This window comes from Zongyangia sp., assembly GCF_965361945.1.
Genome location: NZ_CBDTOK010000087.1, coordinates 1 through 15,118, shown reverse-complemented (window position 1 = coordinate 15,118; position 15,118 = coordinate 1). Strand labels below are relative to the sequence as shown.

General features: G+C 53.5%; 19 protein-coding genes and 1 pseudogene. 4 read left to right on the top strand and 16 right to left on the bottom strand.

Annotation, left to right across the window (positions count from 1 at the left end):
* The 4 genes from ACZ25G_RS05625 to ACZ25G_RS05610 form a co-directional block, all read left to right on the top strand.
* The coding region (locus ACZ25G_RS05625; protein ID WP_463681820.1) for a glutamine synthetase III family protein at window positions 1-1,824 on the top strand (1,824 nt) is incomplete at its 5' end.
* Between the two features lie 225 nt (window positions 1,825-2,049).
* A complete protein-coding gene (locus ACZ25G_RS05620) occupies window positions 2,050-4,380 on the top strand; it encodes an anaerobic ribonucleoside triphosphate reductase (protein ID WP_463681819.1) in 2,331 nt (776 codons plus the stop codon).
* 100 nt (window positions 4,381-4,480) lie between these two features.
* Window positions 4,481-4,999, top strand: a complete 519-nt coding sequence (nrdG, locus tag ACZ25G_RS05615) for an anaerobic ribonucleoside-triphosphate reductase activating protein (protein WP_342681336.1) — start codon at window positions 4,481-4,483, stop codon at window positions 4,997-4,999.
* Between the two features lie 240 nt (window positions 5,000-5,239).
* Window positions 5,240-6,838, top strand: a complete 1,599-nt coding sequence (locus tag ACZ25G_RS05610; protein WP_463681818.1) for a peptide ABC transporter substrate-binding protein — start codon at window positions 5,240-5,242, stop codon at window positions 6,836-6,838.
* A 192-nt stretch (window positions 6,839-7,030) separates the two neighbouring features.
* Here ACZ25G_RS05610 and rplQ read toward each other — a convergent pair whose 3' ends face one another.
* From rplQ to rplF, 16 genes and pseudogenes are all read right to left on the bottom strand, one after another.
* Window positions 7,031-7,372: a 50S ribosomal protein L17 gene (gene rplQ, locus ACZ25G_RS05605; protein ID WP_191481402.1), complete on the bottom strand. Its 342-nt coding sequence runs from the start codon at window positions 7,370-7,372 to the stop codon at window positions 7,031-7,033.
* 33 nt (window positions 7,373-7,405) lie between these two features.
* Window positions 7,406-8,356 carry a DNA-directed RNA polymerase subunit alpha gene (locus tag ACZ25G_RS05600; RefSeq protein WP_191481401.1) on the bottom strand — a complete coding sequence of 317 codons (951 nt, stop codon included), beginning with the start codon at window positions 8,354-8,356 and terminating at the stop codon, window positions 7,406-7,408.
* Window positions 8,357-8,429: 73 nt separating this feature from the next.
* The gene (rpsD, locus tag ACZ25G_RS05595) at window positions 8,430-9,056 is read right to left on the bottom strand and encodes a 30S ribosomal protein S4 (protein ID WP_191481400.1); all 627 of its coding nucleotides are present in this window, start codon (window positions 9,054-9,056) and stop codon (window positions 8,430-8,432) included.
* A 94-nt stretch (window positions 9,057-9,150) separates the two neighbouring features.
* Window positions 9,151-9,549, bottom strand: coding sequence for a 30S ribosomal protein S11 (gene rpsK, locus ACZ25G_RS05590; protein ID WP_191481399.1), 399 nt, complete (start codon window positions 9,547-9,549; stop codon window positions 9,151-9,153).
* A 19-nt stretch (window positions 9,550-9,568) separates the two neighbouring features.
* Window positions 9,569-9,937 (bottom strand): 30S ribosomal protein S13, encoded by a 369-nt coding sequence (gene rpsM, locus ACZ25G_RS05585; RefSeq protein ID WP_191481398.1) that lies wholly within the window; start codon window positions 9,935-9,937, stop codon window positions 9,569-9,571.
* A gap of 97 nt (window positions 9,938-10,034) precedes the next feature.
* The gene (gene rpmJ / locus ACZ25G_RS05580; protein ID WP_191481397.1) at window positions 10,035-10,148 is read right to left on the bottom strand and encodes a 50S ribosomal protein L36; all 114 of its coding nucleotides are present in this window, start codon (window positions 10,146-10,148) and stop codon (window positions 10,035-10,037) included.
* Between the two features lie 33 nt (window positions 10,149-10,181).
* Window positions 10,182-10,400: a translation initiation factor IF-1 gene (infA, locus tag ACZ25G_RS05575; protein ID WP_191481396.1), complete on the bottom strand. Its 219-nt coding sequence runs from the start codon at window positions 10,398-10,400 to the stop codon at window positions 10,182-10,184.
* Window positions 10,401-10,431: 31 nt separating this feature from the next.
* Window positions 10,432-10,701, bottom strand: a complete 270-nt coding sequence (locus ACZ25G_RS05570; RefSeq protein ID WP_191481395.1) for a KOW domain-containing RNA-binding protein — start codon at window positions 10,699-10,701, stop codon at window positions 10,432-10,434.
* Window positions 10,702-10,715: 14 nt separating this feature from the next.
* Complete coding sequence (gene map, locus ACZ25G_RS05565; RefSeq protein ID WP_191481394.1) at window positions 10,716-11,465, bottom strand: type I methionyl aminopeptidase; 750 nt, start codon at window positions 11,463-11,465, stop codon at window positions 10,716-10,718.
* A gap of 2 nt (window positions 11,466-11,467) precedes the next feature.
* Window positions 11,468-12,100 (bottom strand): adenylate kinase, encoded by a 633-nt coding sequence (locus ACZ25G_RS05560; RefSeq protein WP_463681817.1) that lies wholly within the window; start codon window positions 12,098-12,100, stop codon window positions 11,468-11,470.
* Between the two features lie 22 nt (window positions 12,101-12,122).
* Window positions 12,123-13,421 carry a preprotein translocase subunit SecY gene (secY, locus tag ACZ25G_RS05555; protein ID WP_342681333.1) on the bottom strand — a complete coding sequence of 433 codons (1,299 nt, stop codon included), beginning with the start codon at window positions 13,419-13,421 and terminating at the stop codon, window positions 12,123-12,125.
* A 1-nt stretch (window position 13,422) separates the two neighbouring features.
* Window positions 13,423-13,863 (bottom strand): 50S ribosomal protein L15, encoded by a 441-nt coding sequence (rplO, locus tag ACZ25G_RS05550; RefSeq protein WP_191481391.1) that lies wholly within the window; start codon window positions 13,861-13,863, stop codon window positions 13,423-13,425.
* Between the two features lie 61 nt (window positions 13,864-13,924).
* Entirely contained in the window at window positions 13,925-14,104 is a 180-nt protein-coding gene (gene rpmD / locus ACZ25G_RS05545; protein ID WP_191481390.1) for a 50S ribosomal protein L30, read from the bottom strand.
* Window positions 14,105-14,118: 14 nt separating this feature from the next.
* Window positions 14,119-14,619: a 30S ribosomal protein S5 gene (rpsE, locus tag ACZ25G_RS05540; protein ID WP_191481389.1), complete on the bottom strand. Its 501-nt coding sequence runs from the start codon at window positions 14,617-14,619 to the stop codon at window positions 14,119-14,121.
* Window positions 14,620-14,633: 14 nt separating this feature from the next.
* Complete coding sequence (gene rplR, locus ACZ25G_RS05535; RefSeq protein ID WP_191481388.1) at window positions 14,634-14,993, bottom strand: 50S ribosomal protein L18; 360 nt, start codon at window positions 14,991-14,993, stop codon at window positions 14,634-14,636.
* A gap of 19 nt (window positions 14,994-15,012) precedes the next feature.
* A pseudogene (gene rplF / locus ACZ25G_RS05530) lies at window positions 15,013-15,118 on the bottom strand (50S ribosomal protein L6); the annotation flags it as partial.

The following is a 15,118-nucleotide window of genomic DNA, read 5'->3' as shown; positions in this document are numbered from 1 at the left end:
GACGGCCGGGTCATCCTGGAGTTTTCGGGAAAAAGCCTGGTCAAGGGCGAACCGGACGCTTCTTCCTTCCCCTCCGGCGGGCTGCGGGCCACCTTTGAGGCCCGGGGCTACACCGCTTGGGATCCCACCTCCCCCGCTTTTGTCAAGGACGGTACCCTTTATATCCCCACCGCCTTCTGTTCCTACACCGGCGAGGCGCTGGATACCAAAACCCCCCTGCTTCAATCTATGGATGTGGTCAGCGACAAGGCCATCGCCGTCCTGCGGCTGCTGGGTGTCAGCGACGTCAAACGGGTCATGGCTACCGTGGGCGCGGAGCAGGAATACTTCCTCATCGACCGGGCTCTTTACGAGCGGCGGCTGGACCTGAAGCTCTGCGGCCGGACCCTTTTCGGCGCCCGTCCTCCCAAGGGCCAGGAGCTGGACGACCACTATTTTGGCCGGATCCGGCTTCGGGTGAGCAAATACATGCATGACCTGGATGAAGAGCTGTGGAGTTTGGGCGTCACCAGCAAGACCAAGCACAACGAGGTGGCCCCTGCCCAGCACGAGCTAGCCCCTGTTTTTGAATCCGCCAACGTAGCCTGCGATCACAACCAGCTCATCATGGAGACCTGCAAAACTGTGGCCAAGAAAAATGGCCTGGCCTGCCTACTCCATGAAAAGCCCTTCCACTATATCAACGGTTCCGGTAAGCACAACAACTGGTCACTTTCCACCGACACAGGGAAAAATCTGCTGAGCCCCGGTAAAAACCCGGGGGAGAACGATGTGTTCCTGGTCTTTCTCAGCGCTGTGCTGGAGGCTGTGGATGAATACGGGGATCTGCTCCGTCTTTCTGCCGCCAGCGCCGGCAACGACCATCGTTTGGGCGGCTTTGAGGCTCCGCCCGCCATTGTCTCTGTCTTTTTAGGGGAACAGCTGACCACCATGCTCCAGTCCATCGCCTCCGGCGTCAATCCGGATACGGTGTCCCGGCTGGTGCTTCACACCGCCGCTGCCGCCCTGCCTGATCTGCCCCAGGACGATTCCGACCGCAACCGTACCTCCCCCTTTGCCTTCACCGGCAACAAATTTGAATTCCGTATGGTGGGGGCTTCCCAGTCCATCGCCTACGCCAATATCTTTTTAAATACCGCCGTAGCGGATGTCTTGGATCGGTATGCCCAGCGGCTGCAAAGCGCCTCTGACGTCCATGAAGAGGTCCGCCGTATCGTCCACGACGTGGTAGCGGATCACAGCCGCATCATCTACAACGGCAACAACTACACCGAGGAATGGGTGGAGCGGGCCAAAAAACGGGGGCTTCCCGTCTTAAACACCACCTGCGACGCCATCCCCGCTTTGATCTCGGACAAGAATGTGGCCTTGTTTGAGCGCCATCATATCTTTAGCCGGGCCGAATGCTTCTCCCGCCACGACATCATGCTGGAAAACTATATCCATGTCCTCTCCATTGAGGCCGCCACCATGGTGGATATGGCACGGCGCTCCATCCTGCCCGCCTGCATCCGCTTTGCCGCCGAAATGGCCAAGGACGCCTCCCTCATCAAGGAGGCCGGAGGAATGCCGGCCCCTGTCTCTGATATTGTCCGGGATCTTTCCTCCCTTATCGGCAAGATAAAGGCCGGTATCTCCGCCCTAGAGGAGCTCAACGCCAACGCCGGGGAAGAAAAGAGCCTGTATCAAACCGCCCGCTATTACTGTGACATGGTCATTCCCGCTATGAATCAGCTTCGGGAATGCTGTGACCGGGCGGAAACCATGGTGGCAGAGGACGCTTGGCCGCTGCCCACCTACACCGATTTGATCTACCGGGTGTAACAGTACTCTGGAAATATCCCCCTCCTGCCGTATAAGCGCGGAAGGAGGGGGATATTTATTGTGCAAAATTGCCCATACGACAAAAATAAGAGGGAAAAATCGTGAATCATTGTCGCTATTTTCCTCCCCTTTGCCCTTGACTTTTCCATATGCATACTATACAATTGGTATTGTCATTTTTATAAACACAATATATAGTATTTGAATATATGGGAGGAAACGATCATGCTCACAAAAATCATCAAGCGGGATGGCCGGGAAGTGGCCTTCAACATCGAAAAAATCGCCAACGCTATCTTTAAAGCCGCCCAGGCCACCGGCGGACACGACTATGATACCGCGTTTTCTCTCGCCTCCCAGGTGGTGGATTATATCGAAAATGAGCTGGGAAATCATACCCCCAGCGTGGAAGAAATCCAGGACGCAGTGGAAAAAATCCTGGTGGAAACCGGACATGCCCGCACCGCCAAGGAGTTTATCCTCTATCGCTCCGAGCGCACCCGGGTACGGGAGATGAATACCCGGCTGATGAAGACCTATGAGGACTTGACCTTCCAAGCGGCTAAGGACAACGACATTAAGCGGGAAAACGCCAATATCGACGGCGATACCGCCATGGGCACCATGCTCAAATATGGCTCTGAGGGCGCCAAGCAGTTTTATAAGATGTTCATCCTGGATCCCAAGCATTCCCAGGCCCATGAAAACGGGGATATCCACATCCACGATCTGGACTTCCTGACCCTGACCACCACCTGCTGTCAGATCGATCTGGAAAAGCTCTTTGCAGGGGGATTTTCCACCGGCCACGGATTTCTGCGGGAGCCAAACTCCATCCACAGCTACAGCGCTTTGGCCTGTATTGCCATCCAGTCCAATCAGAATGACCAGCACGGAGGACAGAGTATCCCCAATTTTGATTACGCTATGGCAGGCGGCGTGAGAAAATCTTACCTCCACGCCTACAAGGCCAACATGGCAAAGGCCATCGAGCTGCTCACCGGCCGGGAGGACGCCAAGGACTTCACCGAGCAAATGATCCAGGCCTTGAAAGAAGAAACTGGCCTGATCCCCTCCCTTGCTCAGAACGCCACCTATAAGGCGGCGGAACACGCCTATCTGCTCCAGCATTTCGACGAGGAGACCGCTTCCCGCCTCCAGGGAATTGCGGCGAAATATGCCCTTCAGGAGACCGATCGGGCTACCTATCAGGCCATGGAGGCATTGGTTCACAACCTGAACACCATGCATTCCCGGGCAGGCGCTCAGATCCCCTTTAGCTCCATCAACTACGGCACCGACACCTCCCCCGAGGGACGGATGGTCATCAAAAATATCCTGCTGGCCGAGGAGGCTGGATTGGGCAATGGGGAGACCCCCATCTTCCCCATCCACATCTTTAAGGTAAAGGAAGGGGTCAGCTACAACGCGGAGGATCCCAACTACGACCTGTTCAAGCTGGCCTGCCGGGTATCCGCCAAAAGACTGTTCCCCAACTTCTCCTTCCTGGACGCCCCCTTTAACCTGCAGTATTATAAAGAGGGCGATCACAACACAGAGGTAGCTTATATGGGCTGCCGCACCCGTGTCATGGGCAATGCCTATGATCCCAGCCGGGAGGTGACCGCCGGCCGCGGCAACCTGAGCTTCACCTCCATCAACCTGCCCCGGCTGGCCATCAAGGCCCACGGCAACCTGGATATTTTCTTTGAGGATCTGGACCGGAAAATCGACCTGGTCATCGATCAGCTCTATGACCGCTTTAAGCTCCAGTGCCAGAAAAAGGTCCGCAACTTCCCCTTCCTCATGGGACAGGGCGTCTGGCTGGACAGCGACAAGCTTTCCCCCGATGACTCGGTGGAGGAGGTCCTCAAACACGGCACCCTGACCTTGGGCTTTATCGGCCTGGCGGAATGCCTGAAATGCCTCATCGGCAAGCATCACGGTGAATCTGCCGAGGCTCAGAATCTGGGTCTGGAAATTGTGGGCTATATGCGTTCCCGGATGGATCAGGAGACCAAAAAGAGCGGGCTCAACTTCTCCCTCATCGCCACACCGGCGGAGGGCCTCTCCGGCCGTTTTGTCAAGATCGACCGGAAGAAATACGGCGTCATCCCCGGCGTCACTGACCGGGAATATTACACCAACTCCTTCCATATTCCGGTATACTTCCCCATCTCCGCTTTCGATAAGATCCGGCTGGAGGCCCCCTATCATAATCTGACCAATGGCGGCCACATCAGCTATGTAGAGATGGACGGGGATCCCACCCAGAACCTGGCGGCCTTTGAGCAGGTCATCCGCTGCATGAAGGAATCCGGCATCGGTTACGGTTCCATCAACCATCCGGTGGACCGGGATCCGGTCTGCGGCTATACCGGTATCATCGGAGACGAGTGCCCCAACTGCCACCGCACCGAGGCCGACGGTCCTGCCTTCGAGCGCATCCGCCGGATCACCGGCTATCTGGTGGGCACGTTGGACCGCTTCAACAACGCCAAACGGGCGGAGGTAGAAGACAGGGTCAAACACGGCGTCACCATGGCGACATTGTAGTGCACTACAGCATCTAAGATAAATTCAAAAAGAGATGCTCCCATCTGGGGGCATCTCTTTTGCGGCGAAAGAAGGGCAACTGCCCCTGGGAGGAAAAGTTATGGCTGAAAAAACCACCCTGCGCCTGGCAGGGGTGATCAAAGAATCCATTGTGGATGGTCCGGGTCTGCGTTTTACCGTCTTTGTCCAGGGCTGTCCCCATCACTGTCCCGGCTGCCACAACCCCCAAACCCATGATTTTTCTGGCGGCTTTGACTGCGATGTGGAAAAATTGGTGGCGGAGGTACAAAAAAATCCCCTGCTCCAGGGCGTTACCTTCAGCGGAGGGGAGCCCTTCTGTCAATGTGAAGCGCTTTACCGGCTGGCCACAAAAATCAAGTCCCTTGGCCTGGATCTCTATATATACTCTGGGTATACATATGAACAGATTCTACAATTAGAGGATCCCTTTGCCAGAAAACTGCTGGAACAATGCGATGTGCTCATGGATGGCCCCTTTCTTCTGGAGCTTCGCACCCTGGACGCTCCTTTCCGGGGGAGCAAAAATCAGCGGGCCATTGATGTTGCCGCCACCCTTGCGGGGGAGGAAATCATTCTCCACGATTTTGGGGCGCAGTAGCATGGACAGGCACATAAGATATTCTTCAAGGGAGGGCATTGCCCTCCCTTGTTTATTGATAAACGAATTGCGGCTTTCACCTTGACATATACTGAATATGTGGCTATTTTCCCAGGTATTTTTAAGATTCTTTGAAATTTTTTCGTTTTTATTGAATCACCATGGCAACCATGCTACACTTAACGTAATCACTGAAATTCCCATCGCTGCCGGCGATGTTTTTATAGGAGAAGAATCACTGTGCTGAAAAAAATAACCGCTTTTCTTCTGCTGGCCGCTCTGGCTGTCTCCCTGTTTTTTACAGGCTGTTCCCACAGCGGGACGGACGGGCAGATTCTCCGCTACGATATTACGTCAGAGCCCACCAACCTGGATCCCCAGCTTGCCAACGATCACGAATCCATGCTGGTCATCCAGAACAGTTTTGAAGGGCTGCTCACTGTGGATGAGGACAATCAAATTGCCCAGGGTGTGGCTGAGCGCTACGAAGTCTCTGACGATGACCTTATCTATACCTTTTATCTGCGCCAGGACGCCAAATGGTCCGACGGTACCCCGGTGACGGCAGAGGATTTTGTCTTTGCCTTCCAACGTTTGGTGGATCCTGCCACCCTCTCCCCACACGCCAGCTCCTTTTTCTGCATCAAAAATGCCCAGTCCATCTATCAGGGCGCCACTGGGGTGGAGGAGCTGGGAGTAACGGCCTTGGACAGTCACACCTTACAGATCACTTTGGACTATCCCAACCCCTATTTTCCCACCTTGATGGCTTCTTCGGCTGCCATGCCCTGCAATGAGGAGTTTTTCCTCTCCACCAAGGGGCGCTATGGACTGGACGCTGATATGCTGCTCTACAACGGGCCGTTTTACATCCGTAAATGGTCCCATGGCGAGTATGTCTCTATGCGGCGGAACCCGGAATATGTCTCCGAAAAGGAAACCATTGCCGGCGGCATCGCCTTCTATATCCAGGAGGATGGGCTGGATCTGGACCGCCTGTTGGACGGTGAGATTGACGCCATGCCCGTCACTGCCGACGAGCTGGATACCGTGGCTGAGCAGGGGCTATCCTATGACAGCTTTGAGGACACCGTCTGGGTGCTGGCTTTTAACGGCAATAACGAAGTTTTCCAGAACGCCAACATCCGCAAAGGGCTCTCCTACGCCATGGACCGGCAGTCTTATATTGAAATTCTGCCCAGCTATATGTCCTATGCCCAGGCGCTGGTGCCCGAGGCGGTCAACATGCTGGACCGCTCCTACCGCTCTGTTGCCGGTGAAGATCTTATGTATGACTATGATCCGGAAACCGCCAAGCAGTTTTTCAATACGGGATTGGCGGAGTTGGGGTTGGAAAAGCTGGAGAAAACCACCATTATCTATCCTGACTCCGATCCCCATCATCTGGCTCTCAGCTTAATGCAGGGCAATTGGCAGACCAATCTGTCCGCTTATATCAATATCGAGCCACTGCCCCAGGATGAGGTCATGGCCAAGGTGGAAAGTGGGGATTTTGACATCGCCCTGATCCCTCTGAAAGCCACCTATGATGCTCCTGAATCTCTGCTCAACAACTTTTTAGCTGAATCGGGAAGTAATTACTATGGATATAACAGCACAGCCTTTTCTGAGGCTCTGAACGCCGCTTTGGAAAGCACCGATATCACCACCAAAGCCTCCTCCTTCGCGCAGGCGGAGCAAGTTTTATTGGACGACTGTGTGGTCGTACCGCTCTACTATCAGACCTCCAGCTACGCCATGGGCGAGGATGTCACCGACATCAGCTTCTCCCCCTTCTCAGGACAGATCCACTTTAAATATGCCCGCAAGCCGGGATAAAGCTCGAAATAAATTTTTCAGACCTTTTCAAAAGCCCTCCCCCGGCCTGGGGGAGGGCTTTTTGGGTTTCCTATCGTTTCAGGCTGTCAAGTTCTTTAGCGAATCGCCTTTTATAAGCTTTGTCCGTCCTGTTAAGTGGGCAGCAAAAAGCGGCAGGAAGTTTTACTTCCTGCCGCTTTAAACGATCTATGATTACACCAATTCGATGATCGCCATCTCCGCAGCGTCTCCGCGGCGGGGGCCAATCTTGACAATTCTTGTATAGCCGCCGTTTTTCTCTTTATAGTTGGGGGCAATCTCGTCAAACACCTTTTTGGCCACGCTTTCCTTCGTGATGAAGGAATAGACCTGACGTTTGGAGTGGAGATTGTCTTGTTTCGCGGTTGTAATCATTTTCTCAGCCATAGACCGAACCTCTTTGGCTCTGGTGACAGTGGTCTCAATCTTGCCTTTTTCCAGCAGATAGGTTACCATGGCACGCAGCATTGCCTTTCTATGATCAGAGGATCTGCCGAGTTTCCTTGTACCTGGCATCGAAATTCACTCCTTTACCTGGTTGTTTGCAAGCTATTCCTCTTCCTTGCTCAGATTAAAGCCCAGGGAGTTGAGCTTGCTGATCACCTCTTCAAGACTCTTCCTGCCGAGGTTTCTCACTTTCATCATGTCTTCCTCAGATTTATTGATCAGGTCTTCTACCGTGTTGATGCCTGCGCGCTTGAGGCAGTTGAAGGAACGCACAGACAGGTCAAGTTCTTCAATGGTCATCTCAAGGACCTTCTCTTTGCCGTTGTCGTCTTTCTCCACCATAATCTCGGTGCGATAGACTTCATCGGAGAGGTCAACGAACAGGTTGAGATGCTCGTTGAGGACCTTGGCTGCGAGGGATACGGCCTCTTTTGCGGAAATAGTTCCGTCAGTCCATACCTCGATTGTCAGTTTGTCGTAGTCGGTAATCTGGCCGACACGGGTATTTTCCACGGCATAGTTGACCTTTAATACCGGCGTATAGATGCTGTCCACCGGGATCACGCCAATGGCCGTCTGCAGCGTCTGCTTGTTCCGCTCAGCGGCAACATAGCCACGGCCTTTATCCAGCGTAATTTCCATGTAGAGCTTTGCGCCAGCTCCCAGAGAAGCAATATGCATACTCGGGTCAAGAATTTCAACCTCGCTGTCCGCCTTGATAGAACCGGCGGTGACTTCGCACTCGCCCTCCGCCTCAATGCAGACAACCTTCGGGCCATCGCTGTAAAGCTTGGCTGTCAGCCCTTTGATATTGAGGATAATCTCGGTGACGTCCTCTTTCACTCCGGGAATCGTTGAAAATTCATGTTGAATACCGTCAATCTTGACAGATGTGACGGCAACACCAGGAAGCGAGGAGAGCAGCACACGCCGTAGGCTGTTACCTAACGTTGTACCAAAGCCACGCTCGAGAGGCTCAACGATAAATTTACCATAAGTCCCGTCGGACTTCATATCCGCCGTCTCAATTCTTGGCTTCTCAATTTCAATCATTCATAACCCTCCTAGTCGGACAGGCCCAAAATGGACCCGTGTTTTTCGCCTTCCTTTGCCGATGTGTCGTGCATTACTTAGAGTAAAGCTCGACGATGAGATGCTCCTCAACCTCAAGGTCAATGTCCTCACGGTTCGGCAGCTCAGCGACAGTTGCCTGCAGGTTCTGACGATCGACATCCAGCCATTTGGGAACCGGTTTGGCGGAGTTCGCTTCCACAACCGCTTTGATCTTGTCGGAATTCTTGCTTGCACCGGCGATCGCGATCACATCGCCAGCCTTGAGCAGATAAGAAGGAATGTTTACCTTCTTGCCGTTGACGGTGAAATGGCCGTGACGGACCAGCTGTCTGCCTTCTTTTCTAGAAGAGGCAAATCCGCAGCGGTATACCACGTTGTCGATACGGCTCTCCAGGATGCGGAGCAGGTTTTCACCGGTCACGCCCTGTTTACGTTCCGCCATCTCGAAGTATTTTCTAAACTGGCCTTCCAGAACACCATAAAAGCGTCTTGCTTTCTGCTTCTCGCGCAGCTGCAGGCCGTACTCAGAGTTCTTCTTACGGCCCTGGCCGTGCTGGCCGGGAGCATAGCTTCTGCGGACAAGTCCACACTTATCGGAGTAGCATCTCTCCCCTTTCAGGAAGAGCTTCTGGCCCTCGCGACGGCACTGTCTGCAAACTGCTCCAGTATATCTTGCCATATGGTTACACCTCCTGATAAATACGAATCCGCGGGGGATCTCCCGCCCTGGGCCTGCATGGCGTCAGGCCGCGGATTCTCCTGCACCTTTGGTGCTATACACGCCGTCTCTTGGGCGGGCGGCAGCCATTGTGGGGAATCGGAGTTACGTCTTTAATCATGTTAACTTCCAGTCCTGCTGCCTGCAGGGCACGGATTGCAGCCTCACGGCCGGAGCCCGGGCCTTTGACATATACTTCCACCGTTTTCAGACCATGTTCCATAGCGGCTTTTGCAGCGGTCTCTGCTGCGGTCTGTGCTGCGAACGGAGTAGATTTTCTGGAACCTCTGAATCCGAGTCCGCCTGCACTTGCCCACGAAAGGGCGTTGCCCTGTGTGTCGGTGATGGTAACAATGGTATTGTTAAAGGTGGACTGGATATGTGCGGCGCCACGTTCGATGTTTTTGCGTTCACGACGCCGGCGAGTGGCCTTTTTCGCTGTTGCTTTTGCCATCTCTCTTATCCCTCCCTAGTTACTTTTTCTTGTTGGCGATGGTCTTCTTCGGTCCCTTGCGGGTTCTTGCGTTGGTCTTGGAGCGCTGGCCTCTAACGGGCAGGCCCTTTCTATGACGAACACCGCGATAGCATCCGATTTCTACCAGTCTCTTGATGTTCAGTGCGACCTCACGGCGCAGATCACCTTCCACCTGCACATTGTGGTCGATGTACTCACGCAGTTTGGAAACGTCATCCTCGCTGAGATCTCTCACCCTTGTGTCCGGATTGACGCCTGTCGCCTGGATAATGTCCTGAGCTTTTTTGCGGCCGATACCATAGATGTAGGTAAGGCCAATCTCGACCCGCTTCTCTCTGGGCAGGTCAACACCAGCTATACGTGCCATATAACTGTTGCACCTCCTTCTATACTTTTCGTTGAAAGTACCTGATTGCGGCTTTGCGGGAATCTCTCCCTACCGCAGGATGCTCTCTATCCAGAGCTTAGCCCTGGCGCTGTTTATGCTTGGGGTTTACGCAAATAACCATTACACGCCCTTTGCGCTTAATGACTTTGCACTTCTCGCAAATAGGTTTCACGGAAGGTCTGACTTTCATTTGAAATACCTCCTTGTTACCGGCCCGGTGGGGCTATTTAGAACGCCATGTGATGCGTCCCTTGGTGAGGTCGTAGGGTGACATCTCGACCGTCACCTTATCCCCGGGCAGGATGCGGATAAAGTTCATCCGCAGTTTGCCTGAGATATGGGCCAGAATTTTATGACCGTTTTGAAGCTCCACCTGGAATGTGGCGTTGGGCAGGGCTTCCAGCACGGTACCCTCAATCTCGATTACATCGTCTTTCGACAAGCAAATACCTCCCTCGCAGGTGACGGGCCGCTCACAGCTCCTCATTAACGGGAGCGTCCAGGGGGCCGTTAAACTCCCGGAGAGCGCGCCTCAATTTGTTGTTGGTTGTCAGTGTTTCCACGTCCAGGACAGTGTTGGTCGGCCGCAGATGGCGAAGGTTTTTACGTTTGGGCCGTTCCAGCTTCCGTTCCTTCCCATCGGCGATGACCGCGAAGCCATCTGTTAGGGAAAGAACTACATAAAACCGACCGCCGTCATGGCCCGCCACGGATTTCACGACGCAGCCTTTTGCTATTTCCATTTTGTCCCTCCCGCTTATGGACGGGTCAGCACCACAGGACCATTTTCTGTGATCGCAATGGTGTATTCAAAATGGGCCGACAAGCTGCCGCTTGTGGTTACCGTTGTCCAGCCGTCTGCCAGCACTTTGACGTTTTCTCCGGTAGCGTTCACCATGGGCTCAATAGCGATCGTCATACCAGGTACCAGACGGGCGCCCCGTCCGGCCCGGCCGTAGTTGGGAACATCCGGGGATTCATGCAGATTTTCTCCTACGCCGTGGCCGACAAACTTCTTGACAACCGCCATTCCGTTTTCTTCCACATAGGTCTGAACCGCATGGCCGATATCCCCGATGCGGTTGCCCGCCACGGCTGCCTTGACGCCAATCTCCAGGCTCTGGCGGGTGACGTCCAGCAGCCTTTGAGCTTCTGGGCTGATCTCTCCCACCGGGAAGGTGTAGGCGTTGTCTCCATGGAAACCATGGATGCAGGCGCCCACATCTACACTGACGATGTCGCCGGATTGGATCACTTTGGTCTTTTTCGGGATGCCATGAATAACCTCATTATTGACTGAGATACATGCGCTGCCTGGAAAACCACCATATCCCAAGAAGGACGGCACCGCACCTTCGGACACGATATAATCGTGCACCACAGTGTCGATGTCTTTGGTGGATACGCCGGGTTTGATATGCTCCCCGGCCACCTTCAGTGCCATCGCAGAGATTCTGCCCGCCTCCCGCATGAGTTCGAGCTCTCTCGCCGTCTTCAGCACAATCATGGTTAATCCTCCAGGGCTTTCAAAGTAAGTTTTGTTGTGTCCGCGACCTCTTCCTGGCCGATGACAGTGCGCAGCTTACCCTTCTGAGCATAAAAGTCCTTCAGAGGCTCGGTCTGCTCATGATAAACTTTCAACCGGTCACGAATGGTTTCGGGCTGATCGTCTTTGCGGGTGATGAGCTTTCCGCCGCAGCGGTCGCACAGTCCTTCGTTCTTGGGAGCCTTGTAAAGCAGATGATAGGAAGTGCCGCAGCTCTCGCAGACACGGCGGCCGGACAGTCTCTTTTCGATGTCTTCATCGGACACTTCGATGTTGATGACTCTGTCGATTTCCACACCCATGTCATCCAGTGCCTGTGCCTGGACAACGGTGCGGGGGAAGCCATCCAGAATGAATCCATCCTTGCAGTCATCTTTAGCCAGGCGCTCCTGGATAATGCCGATGACTACATCGTCGGGGACCAGAGTGCCGGCTTCCATATAGGATTTGGCCTTCAGCCCCATCTCGGTTTCATTCTTCAGTGCTTCACGGATGATGTTTCCGGTACTGATAGCCGGAATATGCAGGTGATCACAGATCACCTCAGCCTGTGTGCCTTTGCCGGCGCCGGGTGCGCCGAGAAGAATCAGCTTCATAACCATATCCTCCTTTAATCTACTATTCAAGGAAGCCCTTGTAGTGACGCATCATCATCTGGGATTCCATCTGTCTCATGGTGTCAATTGCAACACCAACGATAATCAGGACCGTTGTACCGCCCAGTGCGATATTCATGCCGCTGACTGCGCCAAAGGCGATGGGCAGGATAGCCACAAGGGCCAGGAAAATCGCACCGATGAAGGTAATCTTGCTGATAATTTTCCCAATAAAGTCGGAAGTGGGTTTTCCAGGCCGAATACCGGGAACCGTTCCGTTGTTTTTGCGGATATTGTTGGAAATTTCAATGGGGTTATACTGGACAGAAACATAAAAGTAGTTGAAAGCAATAATCAGCAGGAAGTAGATGATAGCGTAAACTGCTGTATTGTAATCAAACGCGCCCAGGAATTTGCCCCAGAAGCCGGTTTCGCTCGGGTCAACAAATGCCTTGATGGTGCCCGGGATGGACAGCAAGGAGCTGGCAAAGATGATGGGCATAACGCCGGACATATTGACCTTGATAGGAATATGGCTGGACTGGCCGCCATACTGTTTCCGGCCCACCACACGCTTCGCGTACTGTACCGGGATTCTCCGCTCCGCATTGGTCATCAGCACAATGAAGGCGATGACCACCAGGAAGATGACGACGACCAGGGGAACCAGGAAGTAATACTGGGTCTGGCCGATTGCCGCCAGCTGGAAGTAGGCGATAAAGGTGGCGATAACCGACGGGAAGCGGGAGAGGATACCGGCAAAGAGGATCATGGAGATACCGTTGCCGATTCCTTTTTCGTTGATCTGCTCACCCAACCAGACGATCAGAGCCGTACCAGCGGTAAAGCAGGCAACAATGACAATCGCTGCAAACCATCCGGAGAAGCCAGTGGTGTACTGGACAACACCAGAAGTGTTCCTCAGCATGAGATAATAAGCGATAGCCTGGATCAGCGCAAGACCCACAGTGGTATACCGGGTGATCTTGTTGATCTTCTTCCGGCCGTCCTCGCCTTCCTTGGCCATTCTTTCCAGGGCCGGAATGGCGATGGTCAGCAGCTGGATTACGATGGAGGATGTAATGTAGGGGGTAATGGACATAGCGAAGATGGTCGCGTTGCCCAAAGCACCACCGGTCAGAACATCCAGATAACCCAGCAGGTTACCGCTCTGGCTGAGCATCTCTTTCATCCCAGAGGGATCCAGGAAAGGAACCGGGATGGCAGAGCCGATTCTGAACAGAAGCAGGATAAACAGGGTAAATAGAATCTTTTTCCTCAAATCAGCGATTTTCCACGCATTTTTCAGGGTTTCAAACACTCTACTTCACCTCAGCCTTTCCGCCCGCCGCTTCAATTTTCTGCTTTGCGGAAGCAGAGAAGGCAGCGACGCTTACTGTCAGCTTTTTGGTGAGTTCACCATTTCCCAGGATTTTAATGCCATCCAGGGGTTTTTTCAGAATTCCAGCCTCAATGATTGCTTTCTCGTCTACAGTAGCGCCGTCCTCAAACCGCTCCAGGGCGGAAACATTGATGGCTGCATACTTTTTCGCGAAGATGTTATTGAAGCCTCTCTTGGGGATACGTCTCTGCAGAGGCATCTGACCGCCTTCAAATCCGGGTCTGACGCCGCCGCCGGAACGTGCATTCTGGCCTTTGTGGCCTTTGCCGGCTGTTTTGCCGTTTCCAGAACCAGCACCTCTGCCTTTGCGCTTAACATCCTTTACGGAACCAGGTGCCGGAGATAGCTCGTGCAATTTCATCGTGTTCGCACCTCCTTGTTAGGCTTTCTGCCTGCATTACTCATCAATTGATGGGGAAGCCTTACGCCTCTTCTACCTCAACCATGTGGGAGATCTTGGCGACTTTCCCTCTTGTTGCTGCATTATCAGGCTGAATCACCTGTGCACCGATTTTGCGAAGGCCCAGGGATTTGGCTGTGGCGATCTGGTCGTCCTTTTTCCCCGCAAAGCTTTTTGTAAGCTTGATTTTCAGGTTTGCCATTGTAATCCCCTCCCTTAACCTAAGATTTCTTTGACAGTCTTGCCCCGGATTGCTGCGACTTGCTCTGCGTCGCGCAGGGAGGCCAGACCGTTCATGGTCGCGCTCACCACGTTGCAGGGGTTATTGGAGCGCAGGCATTTTGTACGGATATCACGGATACCGGCGGTCTCAAGGACTGCACGGACCGCGCCGCCAGCGATTACACCGGTACCAGGGGCAGCCGGTTTCATCAGAACGCGGCCGGCGCCGAATACGCCGATGATCTCGTGAGGAATGGTTGTGCCTTTCAGGGAAACTTTGATGAGGTTCTTTTTAGCGTCCTCGATTCCCTTACGAATTGCATCCGGGACCTCGGAAGCTTTGCCAATGCCAAAGCCTACGATGCCGTTGCCGTCTCCGACTACTACCAGGGCGGCGAATTTGAAAATACGGCCGCCTTTTACGGTTTTGGATACACGGTTGATGGATACAACTCTTTCAGTGAGTTCAAGTGTAGATCCGTCGATTCTAGCCAAAAGTATCCTCCTCCCTAGAATTTCAGTCCGCTCTCGCGAGCGCCGTCGGCCAGCTCTTTGATGCGGCCGTGATAAATATATCCGCTGCGGTCAAACACCACTTCGGTAATGCCGGCTTCCATGGCTTTTTTGCCGATGGTCATGCCGACCTTTTTAGCAGCCTCTTTGTTACCGCCAAAACCTTCAAAATCTTTGTCCATAGAAGATGCGGAAACCAAGGTGACTCCCTTCACATCATCAATAATCTGGGCGTAGATGTGTTTTGCGGAGCGGAATACGTTGAGGCGCGGACGCTGCGCGGTGCCGCTGATCTTAGCGCGCACTCTGCGATGTCTTAAAAGCCTTGCTTTGTTGCTGTCAGGCTTTGTCACCATAGCTTTTTCACTCCTTTAATTACTTCTTGCCCTTACCGGCCTTGCCTTCCTTGCGGATGATCACTTCGTCAACGTACTTGATGCCCTTGCCCTTATAGGGTTCCGGCGGACGTTTCTCGCGGATC